General features: G+C 66.1%; 8 protein-coding genes and 2 pseudogenes. 3 read left to right on the plus strand and 7 right to left on the minus strand.

Annotated elements, in window-relative coordinates; genetic code table 11:
• The 4 genes and pseudogenes from ABZ624_RS40330 to ABZ624_RS40345 all read right to left on the minus strand — a co-directional run.
• Positions 1-1,886 (minus strand): annotated as a pseudogene (locus ABZ624_RS40330) (hypothetical protein); the annotation flags it as partial.
• 269 nt (positions 1,887-2,155) lie between these two features.
• The gene (locus ABZ624_RS40335) at positions 2,156-3,370 is read right to left on the minus strand and encodes a hypothetical protein (RefSeq protein WP_360100186.1); all 1,215 of its coding nucleotides are present in this window, start codon (positions 3,368-3,370) and stop codon (positions 2,156-2,158) included.
• An 83-nt stretch (positions 3,371-3,453) separates the two neighbouring features.
• A complete protein-coding gene (locus ABZ624_RS40340; RefSeq protein ID WP_360100171.1) occupies positions 3,454-5,253 on the minus strand; it encodes a lipopolysaccharide biosynthesis protein in 1,800 nt (599 codons plus the stop codon).
• Positions 5,250-6,464 (minus strand): glycosyltransferase, encoded by a 1,215-nt coding sequence (locus ABZ624_RS40345; protein ID WP_360100189.1) that lies wholly within the window; start codon positions 6,462-6,464, stop codon positions 5,250-5,252. Before ABZ624_RS40345 ends, ABZ624_RS40340 begins: the two co-directional genes overlap by 4 nt.
• 218 nt (positions 6,465-6,682) lie before the next feature.
• On the opposite strand from ABZ624_RS40345, the gene ABZ624_RS40350 reads away from it, so the two are divergent.
• The gene (locus ABZ624_RS40350; protein WP_360100174.1) at positions 6,683-7,162 is read left to right on the plus strand and encodes an adenylyltransferase/cytidyltransferase family protein; all 480 of its coding nucleotides are present in this window, start codon (positions 6,683-6,685) and stop codon (positions 7,160-7,162) included.
• Here the strand turns inward: ABZ624_RS40350 and ABZ624_RS40355 are convergent.
• Positions 7,098-7,850 (minus strand): CDP-alcohol phosphatidyltransferase family protein, encoded by a 753-nt coding sequence (locus tag ABZ624_RS40355; RefSeq protein ID WP_360100177.1) that lies wholly within the window; start codon positions 7,848-7,850, stop codon positions 7,098-7,100. The genes ABZ624_RS40350 and ABZ624_RS40355 overlap by 65 nt on opposite strands.
• A 579-nt stretch (positions 7,851-8,429) precedes the next feature.
• Here ABZ624_RS40355 and ABZ624_RS40360 point away from each other — a divergent pair.
• Entirely contained in the window at positions 8,430-8,657 is a 228-nt protein-coding gene (locus tag ABZ624_RS40360; RefSeq protein ID WP_360100180.1) for a hypothetical protein, read from the plus strand.
• A gap of 112 nt (positions 8,658-8,769) precedes the next feature.
• Positions 8,770-8,997 carry a hypothetical protein gene (locus ABZ624_RS40365; RefSeq protein ID WP_360100192.1) on the plus strand — a complete coding sequence of 76 codons (228 nt, stop codon included), beginning with the start codon at positions 8,770-8,772 and terminating at the stop codon, positions 8,995-8,997.
• Here the strand turns inward: ABZ624_RS40365 and ABZ624_RS40370 are convergent.
• Positions 8,951-9,274: pseudogene (locus ABZ624_RS40370) on the minus strand (transposase family protein); the annotation flags it as partial. The gene ABZ624_RS40365 and the pseudogene ABZ624_RS40370 overlap by 47 nt on opposite strands.
• A 477-nt stretch (positions 9,275-9,751) precedes the next feature.
• On the minus strand, positions 9,752-10,423 hold the full coding sequence (locus tag ABZ624_RS40375) for a hypothetical protein (protein WP_360100183.1): 672 nt from the start codon (positions 10,421-10,423) through the stop codon (positions 9,752-9,754).
• Positions 10,424-11,339 lie beyond the last annotated feature (916 nt).

The raw sequence follows: 11,339 nt of genomic DNA on the forward strand, positions 1-11,339 counted from the left end.
TTCTCGTTGGTGTCCTGCCACACCCGGTTACCGATCTGCAACGGCGCCTGATCACACAACACTTCCAGGTCACCGATACCACGCGACTTACCGAACGCACCGTTCAGGTAGAGACCGTCCGTGTCCGGAGAGCTGGTGCCGGTGGTGCGGTCGACCCACCGCACACCGCTGCCCGTCTTGCCGATGGGGTCCATCGCGGTGAACGGGATCCGCGTCTCCACCTTGTCGACGGCTACGCCACCCTCACTGATCTCCTGGTGGTTGGTAGCCAAATTGTCACCGGGGTAGAACTCCTTAACGTTTGCGGGCTCGCCACCATCATTGGCGGGGGTGGCGTTGTTGGTGCAGCCGCCGTTGCCGTCCAGGACGAACATGTGGTTCCCACCACGGCATGCCCGGTTGATGTCACCGCCATTGAACGCGGTCGTCGCGGGCCAGGCGCCGGATGTGGCGGGCAGACGCCAGCCAGTCCGGTCAGTGAACCGGTCAGCGAAGCCGACGACCATGTCACCGTTGGTCTCGAAATTGATGTCGGAGAGCTCCGCCTCCGGATTCTGGATGAAATCGTTGGTGCAGCTCACGCCGTCCTGAGTCGCTGGCCGAGTCTCAGTCCACGGGTACCACCCGCTGGGGCCGTGAGCCCAGCAATGCCCTGGAGCGCTGACCGTACCGAGGCCGCCGCGCGGGAAGTTCAGCGACTGGTCCATGACGGTCCCGGTGAACTGGCCCGTGACCGGGTCGAAGACCTTCACGACCGCCCTCATGTCAGCACTGTTGTGCGTGGACTCCGCCGAGCAGACGCCGCCGACGTAGACCTTGCTGTCCTGAATGCCCAGACCAAAGGGATGCCAGTCGCCCGGCGAGGCACAACCCGGGTCCTGGATGGAATACGACGCCTTCGGCGCCGCCGCGGTGGCCTGCGTGGCGTCGTAGCGGTAGAGCCTGCGGTCGTGCAGGTTGACGACGTACAGGTCCTTGCCGTCCGAGCTGACATCCAGGTCACCCAGCGACTCCTTGCCCACCACCGGACCGAACGCCTCATCCATCCTGACGCCTGGCTGGTGCACGGTAGTGCCGGGGTTGGGGACCCGGGTGAACAACGCGGTCTGCTTCGTGGCCGGATTGGTGCGGTAGATCGCACCGGGTCCACCAGGGCCGTACTTGGTCCCCCGCTTGGCATAGGCGGCGGAGAAGAGCTGCTTCGTCACCTTGTTGTACCCGACACCCCACACCGTCCCCGTCTGCCCATTGTTCGCCAGAACGTTGACAAGGCTGGGGGTCACTGTGGCATCGCCACGCGTGTTGAACGGGAACGACGTCAGCGTCTTATTGGTATCCGGCGCCGGCTTCGGAATCGTGGGGTTCTGGCAGGCGGTGACCAAGGTGGCGTTCTTCTGGCAGTAGTCCTCAGGACTCCAGAAAGAGGTCGTGACCTCCACGTTCTTCCCCGCAGACAGGTCGACGAACTCCACGTTCGACGACAGGACCGTCGGGTCCAGCAGCTCCGTGCGGGGCGAGGCGGCCCCGGGGAAATACGCCTTCGGATCCGGGTTCTTCACCTCGACCCGGTACTTGCCACCGCTCAGGCTCGTACCCGGCGACAGCTTCACCGTGCCGTCCGCCTGCGTGACCCCGGTGACCGACCGCCCCGCATCATCGGTCAGCACCACCGTCACCCCGGACCAGCCCGGCTCCAGCCCCTGATCCCACTTCCCGTTCGCATTCACCTCCCGCACCACACGAATCGTCGCACTGCCATCCCCCGAATCGGCAAACGCCGGCGACACCAACCCAGCGAACCCCGCCACCCCCATCGACACCGATAACGCCGCAGATAACCCCAAAGACAACCCACCGGCCCAACGCCGGCGCTGCCGCTGCTCCATACCAAACCCTTCACTCAACTGGTAGTAGGCTGATCCTTTATGAGGACCAGACACACCGGTAAAGATCTACACCGCTTCCACATGTGACGATCTGATGACCCGAATGAGTGATCTCTTTCTCATCCCGTAGGTGCTTGTACTCCGGGGGGTTGCTTCTCTTTCCTCTGGGAGCAGAGCCGGTGGCCCGGGCAGGGGGCCCTCCATTCGCTCTGTGCGCCTACTAGCAGAACTCCGCCTTGAGGCAGCCACTCTCGGCGAGCGGCCACGGCTCACGAACGCAACAGACTGAGCTCGTCCGCTGGCTTCCGCATCTCGCGTCGTAGCCCTGCGATGCGAGCCCAGCCCGCGCACGCCTTGAGTCCGGAGCCAAGGCACATCCCCCAGGCTGCGCCCAGGACACCGCCCAGCGGATAGCCGGTGAGTAGGAAGGCCACGGACAGGGGAGACACCACCATCTGGAGGGAGAGGGTGGTGCGAGGGCGCAGAACACGGAGGGTGAGCAGGGCGCACGTGCCGATGGCCATGGCCGCGTACTGGCTGCCGGTCGCCGGGAGAAGCTCCGACGAGGACGCCCAGGTTCCACCGAGGAGCCTGCGGCCTACATGCTCGGGCAGCGCCGCCAACACCACAGTCCAAAGAGCGACCACCCCCGCGAGCACGGCGGCAAGGGTCGCTGTCACCCGGATCTGACCCGCAACGGTCCTGCAACGGCACAGGATCGGCGGCCCGAAGGCGGTGGCTGCGTTGAATAGCACATTCAGTGGGCCGAAGAGCGTCGTGGCGCCGCGTAGAGCGCCGACCGCCAAGGGGTCTGCGAACAGCCCGAGCACGACGATCGCGAGCTGGCTGAAGGCGTTGCCGACGGCGAACTCAAGGGCGAATCTGCGCCCGAGGTGGTCGCGGCGCAGCGGCTGCCGTAGGTCGGTGGGCAACCCGCGCAGCGGGGGAGCGAGAAGTAGGGCCCCTGTCAGCAATGCGGGGAGGGCGGACAGCCCCCATACTGCCACCAAGCGAGCGGGGCTCGCGCTGTGCGGCTGGATGGCGAGGGCAGGCAGGACCGCCGCGAGACGTATGACGTCGACAATCAGCGCGTGGTGCGGCAACCGCAGTGTGGCGAAGGAATACCGCATGCTGTCCTGGGTGAGCACAACAGGCAGGACGAGCCCGAGTACGACGAGCACACGGGCGGTGCCGCCGGGCACTGTTGCAAGCGTCGCGGCCATCGCCAGGCCCAGGCCGGCGGAGGCGGCGGCCGTGAACCCCAGCGCGGCCCGGCACGCGCCCCGCACCTCGGAACACGCTCCGCGCTCCAGCACAAGCGCCTGCCCGACATAGGAGACCGATAACCCGAGCAGCACCGAGAACACGGCGTAGACGAGCGAGAATACGGAGAACCCAGTGGGTGTGGACAGCCGGGCGGCTACCACCAGCACCAAGATGTTGGTCAGCGCCGCGACTCCCTGATCCGCCACGGAACACGCCACGGCGACCCTCGTACCGAGGCCGCCGCTGCCGCCCCCGGTTTCGAAAGCTTCGGCGCGCTTCGTCCCATCCGTCTGCTGGTTCGTCACGAGCGGGTGGGGCGAGGGCCTGCTGAGCGGACCGGGAAATCAGGGTCAGGTCGGTCCGCCCTCCGGCTGAGGGCCAGGGTGATGGTGGGGCTGTCGTCCGCAGCGGGGGTGGTAGCGGGGACACTCTTGTCGTCCTTGGCCTTGGGCGTGTCCCTCCCGCCGCCGTGTGCTCCGGGAGTCGCCGTGCCGTCGTTCTTCCGGGGAGCGGCCCGGGTCGGCTGCTTTGCCCTGGTGCCGCGGGCGAAGCGGACTTCCGTGGTTCCTTCCGAATGCAAGAGCGCGCCCAGAACTGTAGCGCCCGCGCCCGTGACCAGGTCGTGAACTCGAGCCAACTCATCCCGGCGGACCTTGCGGGGGTCACAGACAACAAGGACGCCGTCCACCCGGTCGGCCAGAGCTATCACGTCCGCGTATGCCAGCGCGGCCGGTGCGACGACGACGACAACCGCGTTCGGGGCATCAGCTGTAGCGATCAGTTGTGTGGCTGGTACGGAGGTCAGGGCACGAGCCACATTGCGTACCCGGACGCCGGAGATGAAACCGAAGGTCCCGGATTCCGCCGCCTCCATAGGAATACGCTCCCCCATAGGCCAGCCGCCGTCCTTCCGCGCGGAGATCCGTGAGACGCAGCCGGGCCGTATGCCGTCGGCTCTGCGCAGCCGTGCGGCCAGTCCGGGGGAGCGCAAGTCGGCCTCCACAAGGAGCACCTCGTATCCCATTTCGGCGAACGACGCCGCGAGATTCACCGACGCAGCAGCCGCCGTGCTGATGCTTCCGCGCGGGGCTGTAACCAACAGCCTGCGCCGGTCGGCGAACCGCCGGTCATAGGCAAGCCGGAAGGCGACCGAGCGGTATTCCTCGGCCGCCCGCCCCCGGGCAAGCAGATCGTTCGCGTCACTCTTGCCGCGACGGGTATGCGGCAAGGTGCCGAGGACCGGAGCACGCAGGGCACGCACGACGTCGGCCTCTGAGCGCGCGGTGGGGTCGAAGACCAACCGCACCCAGGCGGCGAGCAGCCCGATGCCAATGCCGACGGCGGAACCGAGTCCGAGGAGCAAGAGCAGTCCGGGGCCAGAGGGGGAGGTCGGTGGGGTAGCTGTGCGGACCACGAAGCCGGGCGTGGTGTCGAGCGCCTTGAGCTGGGTGACCCTGTTGTTGAGCTGGGACATCTGGCCGAGCACCGAGGACTGCGCGGACAGCGTGCTGCTCTGGCTCCGGCCCTCGACTGCGATTTTCTTAGCCAGCTCGTCCCGCTGCTTCTCGAGCGGTTTCAGCTGCTTCAGGTACCCCTCGACCATGTTGTCGATCAGGGACTGGGTCCGCTTCTGCCGGCTTTCCAGATACGCCTTGGCAAACGCGTTGGCGCGCTGTGCGGCCGTGCCGGGACCGTTAGCGGTGTAGTCGAAGTGCAGCACGAGGGTGTTCGGCGGATTGGTGACCTGGAGCCCAGACTGGAGCTCCTCGGCGCGATCCGGCGCGCCCAAGTCCTTGGCGGCCAGTGTGGCGACGGCGTTGCTGAGCGCCGACTGCCGCTCCGAGCCGATGCTGACCTGCTTTTCCTGCGCGGTGGTGCCGGAGCCAAATGGGTCAACGGTGGCGGACCGCACGGTCACCTCGCTGGTCGCCACGTACCGGTCACCGCCCGCAAGCCCGACCCAGGCACCACCGGTCAACCCCGCCACCACGCCAAGGACAATCAGCAGCCGGTAGCGCAGCAGCTGTTTGAACTGGTCACGTAGTAAGTCGGGATCCTCTTCCCCATGCCCACGCGATAAGTGCTCCGCCATGGTCGTCATGCGCGGACCTCCTTCATTCCCAGTGCCTCGTCGAGCAGTGCCGTCATCCGGGCCAGACCCGCCTCACGGCTGAGATGAGCATCGGCGTACGCCGGGCCGCGCGCTCCCAACTCATCAGCGCCGACGGGGTTGTCGGCCAGGTTCCGCACCGCGGTCAGCACGGCGGCGACGTCCTCCGGCGGGACGACGATCCCCGCTTGCGACCTGTGGACCTCGTGCGCCGTGCCACCCCCTCCCGCGACCGATGCCACGACCGGTCGTCCGGCGGCGAAGTATGAAGTGAGCTTGGACGGCACACTCATATCGAGCACCGATGCCCGCTGAGTCACGACCAGTACGTCGGCGGCGGCCAGCACATCGGGGAAGTCGGCCTCCTCGGCCGGCGGCAGGAAACTCAGATTGGACAGCCCTGCGCCCAGTGCCCGCAGCGCCTCTCGCTGATTGCCCTCGCCCATCAGGACCACCTGCACCTCAGGCGCCTGGCGAGCCGCTTCTACCAGCACTTCCAGCCCCTGCTTGAGGCCCATGTTGCCGGCGTGCAGGACGACCGTGCGGTCCTCCTGCCAACCAAGTCGCGCACGTGTCTCGGCTCGCGCCCGCGTAGGCCGGGCCACATGCGACCAATTGGGAACAAGCCGGATTCTATCGCGCGGTACCCCCATCCCCGTAACCCGGCCCACGAATGACTCGTGGATGACACCCACGAGCGTGGCCCGCCCCAGCACATGCGCTTCAACGGATCCCGCCACGGCAGTCACCCGCCCGCCACCGCGTATGCCGCTCTGGGCGGCAGCCGCTCCCATCAAATCCTGTACTACCGGCACGAACGGCAGGCCCCACCGGCGGGCGGCACGCGCCCCTAAGATCCCGCCCGCCAGGCTCGGCAGCTGCGCGACAACCACGTGGGGGCGGGGCATACGCGGCGGGACTGCCAGCCCGTGGACGAGGATTGACGCCTCGTACAAGCCGCGGCGCGCGGCGGTCTGCCGTGATGGAACGGTGTGCCTGCGACGGTGCACCAGCGTTCCCCCGCGCTTCTCGACGGCCCGCCACACACCCCGGTACCCGGGGTCTGTCCGCCAGGCGGGGTAGTGCGGCATCCCGGCCCACACGTGAACGTCGGCGCCGCCGGCAGCCCAATGCTCGGCGAGCTGTGTGGCATACGGGCCGATACCGGCACGCTCGGGCGCGTAGTTCGTGGACACCAGCAGCACACGCCGGTGCGCAAACTGCCCAGGCTGTCCCGGTTTTCCCTCATCATCCGCATGGTCCGGCAAGGCACATTCCCATCTCTTCCGGATCGGATCATATGTGCGCCTCAGCCTGGTCGAAGTCCATGGGAGCAACGTCACACTGCTCTGGACACTCGAGGTTCCACATGTTCCGATGCGCTGCGGAGCAGATCTCGAATGAGGAGTTTTCCGTTAACATGCCGCAGATCGTGGGCTACGCGCCGGGGGTGTACGACCTCTTCCACGTCGGTCATCTCAATATCCTCAGAAGCGCCCGCAGTCGGTGCGACTACCTGGTTGCCGGGGTCGTCTCCGACGAGATGACGCAGTTAGCCAAGGGCCGCGCACCGATAGTGCCGTTAGCCGAGCGCCTGGAGATCGTACGCAGCGTCCGGTTCGTGGACGCCGCGTTCGTGGAGACCGTGCCGGACAAGCTGGAGACGTGGCAGCAGATCCGGTTCAACGTGATTTTCAAGGGCGACGACTGGCGCGGCACGCCCAAGGGCGACCGACTGGAGCACGACTTCGCCACGGTCGGCGTCGAGGTCGTCTACTTCCCCTACACCGTCCACACCTCAAGCACCCAACTGCGGCAGGCACTCAACGTGCTCATCAATCCACGCGCGCCCCTTGCTCCGGGCGTATCGCGGTCAGCTCCCGGAACCACTTCGCCATGAAGGCGGCCAGAAACAGTGCGTGCGCGGCGAACAGCAGCGCATACCCCACCAGGAACGCGTGCTCATTCCCCAGCAGCAGGAAGACCGCGCAGAACACGCCGTAGTCCACCGGCAGCAACACCACGCTCCGCATGGGGGAGGGCGTGGCGAGAGGGGCCGCGGTGGCCCCCTTGACGGTCTTGGGCTTGAGCTTGTCGGCGAGGAGCCCGCCGAAGAAGATCAGCAATGCGGCCAGCTGGAAAGCCGGCGGCAACAGCAGCCAACTCCGGCCCGGCAGGTCGAAGGATCGGTAGAACGAGATCAGCACGGCGGTGTGCAGCGCGGTTATCTTCGCGCAGTCCACGACATGGTCCAGCCATTCTCCCGCCGCACTGCTCTCCCCTCGTAGCCGGGCCAGCTGGCCATCCGCCGAGTCGAAAGCGAAACCAATCGCGAGGCTCAGGTAGACGCTGAACGCCAGCGGCCACGATGGCCGGACAGACGCGAGCATGGCAACCGCAAAGAAACTGAAAGCCGCGCTGACGACGGTGACTTGATTGGGTGTCAACCCGATCCGGAAGGCCATCGCGGCCAGCAGTCGGCCTGCCGGGCGGTTGATGTGGCGCGAGTAGAGTGAGACGCCCTTCGCCGACTTCTGCGCACTCCGTAATTCTCGAAGCGCCGTGCCAAATTCCAGGTCCCGAGACATCGTCCCCCCATACACCGGATACACCGGGTTCGCCGAATGCGATCGCTCACATCATGGCACCGCCCGTCTCCACGTGCCGACCGGCTGCGGGCTCCCCACTGCCTGGTTCACGGTGCACGGCCGCGCTGGACTGAGCCGCAACCGCAGCTGCGCGACAGCCGCCACCGAGCTAATGAAGGGAAGTCATGGCGAGCGGTCAGGAACACATCCGGCAGGGCGAATGGGCCGACGGCGCCGAAGCAGAGTGCTGCCTCGAGCGGCTCAAGGCCATCGCCCGCGACGGCCTGGCCGAGCCGGCCGGCCCGCTGGTCACGCTGGCCGCCTGCTATCGGCTGGTCACCTCGCTCGCCGACCCGGCCGCACAGCTCACCGAGCGGCTGGTGCTCCTGAGGCGCGAGGACGGCGTGCCGCACAACGAGACGGCCCAGACGCTGCGGGATGTGACCGCCGCCCTGAAGCACGAGGCTCTGGAGAAGAACACACTCATGCGCGAGCTGGGCTCCACCGATTCGGGCCGGCTCGCCCGGTTCCACGTGCGCCGCGAGGTGTACGAGGCATGGCTGCCGCTGGGGGTTGCTGGTGCACATCGCCCTGGGCAATGTGCCGCCGGCCGGAGCACTCAGCGTCATCGAGGGCTCCGGCAACCTCAACATCGTCAAGACCAGCGGGGCCGGCCGCTTCACTCACGGTCCGCTGGCGGCCCTCGCCGAGCTGGACCCCACCGGCTGGATCGCCCAGCACGGTCCTCGCTTCCCCTCATCGCGTACGGCTCGACTCGAGAGGCTCTGTGCACCGCGCACGGGGTAGTGCCTGGGGGCGGCGAGGAGGCCATCACCGCGGGCGGTCGGTATCGGCGCGGACCGGCCCGACACCGCGGCGCTGGTCAGCGCCGGGCTGGTATCCGGCCCAGTGGGTGACCGTGCCCGGCAGGATGCTCTTCAGCTACGACGGTGAGCGGCACGACGGCGTGTACGCGCTGCAGCGCTACAGCCGCTGGGTCGACGCACAGCTCGACGGCCGGTTCGCCGCCGACGCCTGCCTCGACGACCTCGTCGGCGTCCGGGAGCTGACCCCGTCCTCATGTCAAGATCACGTCCAGGGCCCTTGTCCGCCCAGCAAGGCAGTCGGGCCTGGTCGAGGGCGTTGATGATGCCGTGTTCGCGGGCCGCGCGAACGTCGTGGACGGCCCCTGGAGTGCGGGCGAGGCCCACAGCAGCCGGCCGAACGGATCGGCGATGACCTGCACGTGCATGCCGTGCTTCTTGTGCGTCCCAGAGTAGAAGGGGCCGGTCGGCTGCGCTCCGGCCGATCGGCCGGAGCGTCCCGTCGGGCAGGACGTATGCCTTCGTCGAAGCAGCCCGGACTGCCTGATCGAGGGTCGGTGCGAGTGCGGCCAGGAGGTCGACGTCCTCGCTGATGTAGCGGCAGACCGCCCCTGCGGGCGGCGCACACCACGCTTCGAGCTGCTCGTCCGGTTCGGCGGCATCTTCCGCAGCGGCAGATCGCTTCCTCAACTACCGGTGCTACACCGCGGTCGCGAGGAAGCACTCGGTCACCGGGGCGCCCTGCAGATCCTGTTGAACGCGAACGCCGACGGCGAGCGGCTGGACAGTGCACCTGGGGAGGCCGGCGGCGCGCTTGTCCCACGTCGGTGCAGCCCAGGTCTTCCTCGACGAGTACCGGCAATTCGCCGACGCCGTGGTGCGCGACACTCTGGTCAAACTGTCCGTGGAGCGGGGCCGAGCCAGAGGCCTCCGAGCGAAGCAGAGCAAGCTGCAAACTGCCGGCAGCGCTGGACCCGGCGCGAACGCACCCGGTCAGCGCCCTGGTCAATCACCACATCACGCCAGCGCGGGCCCTTCCCTCCCTCGCCGGCGTGTTTCGTCCCACCTGGCAAGCAATCAGTCTTTCCGGCCACGGACAGCGTCTCGCGTCTTCGAGTTCATTCCACCCAGCACCTTGAAGAGCTGGGCAGCCCGTCCGGTGGGACGGTTGTTGACACAGGCACCCCTTGGGGCAGTGTAAGTTTGCGCGACAAAAGAGCTTGCTTCCGCGAATGACGGCTCGTCGACTGTCACGTTCTTCACATACTTGCTGGTGCCGACCGCCTTCAAAGTACCCGTAATTCGGTGTCCCATGCCCACGTAACCCACGGTGAGCACATCGCCTGCATGAACGGTCGGATTAATCGTGGTTTCACTTGAGAGGCTGTTGTCCCAAGTCCTGCTGTAGCTGCGAGCCGCTGAGTCCTGGAATGACCGCTCCGCCGTTTGGCTACCGTAGGTGTAACCGGAAATGGTACCGCTGAGGTTTCCCTCTGTTCTACTTTCATCCGTGGTTCCCGTGATCTGGTCCATAAAACTAGGAGAATAATCCTCGTGCTGCTGGGTCACGGTTTGGTCTCCCGTCGCGGTCCCTGAATGAGAGATCTGCGAGGTGCCCATAACATTTCCCGTCTTGGTCGACGATCCGGAGATGTTTCCCCCGATGTTGTCGGTGACTGACGGCTCGAAGGAGATGGTACGCGTAACGAAGACATCATGGTTGGTGCAGTTCAGGTAGGAGTCGCCCACCGAAACAACTCCTCCCCGATATTCCTGCACCCCATCAACTGCGAAACGACACCCTTTCCCTTGACTGCAAAGACTTGTCACGTCTTTAACCGACGTAAGAGGTTTATCCCCATCGAAAGCCTGAGCCCTGGGCATAGGGCGTGGGCCGTTTCGATCCGCAGCACTGGACGGAACCGCAGCAAGGGAGACCACGGTCACGGAGACCAGCGGGATCAGTAATGTGTACAAAGCGTGAACCCGCGAGGGGGAAACAACCCGCGACCGTAGTGTGCCGTTCAACGCTGTTCTCCTTACCATTCACCAAAGAAAGGCATCGCGCCCGCTGGACCAACATCGCCCTCACTGGAGCCAGTTGACCAGCAAAGATATTTAGCAGATCAAGAATTAAACCTTCGGCAGGTCATACACCGGACCGCCTTCTAAAACGCCGTCGACGACCGAGCCGTCGAAGAATTCCTCTCGTATGCACAGCACCGCCTGACAAGGCAGCGAGACGGATACCTCATCAAGGTCATTAACCAATGCCCTGAACCGGCATATAGATGAGGGCGCGCCCGATGTCAGGCTGACGTACTAGTCATCCGATTGGACGTGCTACTCATCCGGTTGGCGGAGCGCCATGCCTTTACTGGTCAACTGGCTATGGCGGAAGTGTTCCGGCGGCGATGGATTCGGCGGCCTGATTTCCATGCGCTGGAGCCTTCCGGGGGGCGGTTCGACAGCAACGTCCTGGATGGCGCGCCTCGGGGATTGTCACCGACCGGCTCTAGTTCGTACGGCATTGCCCCGCTAGGGTCTGTTGCGAAAGTTGATCTTGTTCGTGGTGATCACGTCCTGTGGGACGTGGGGATCTGACGAACGGGCAGTGGGCCCGTCTTGAGCCGCTGCTGCCGCGGGGCATCAAGCCGGGTCGTCC

This window comes from Streptomyces sp. NPDC007205 (assembly GCF_040634095.1).
Taxonomy (GTDB): Bacteria; Actinomycetota; Actinomycetes; order Streptomycetales; family Streptomycetaceae; genus Streptomyces.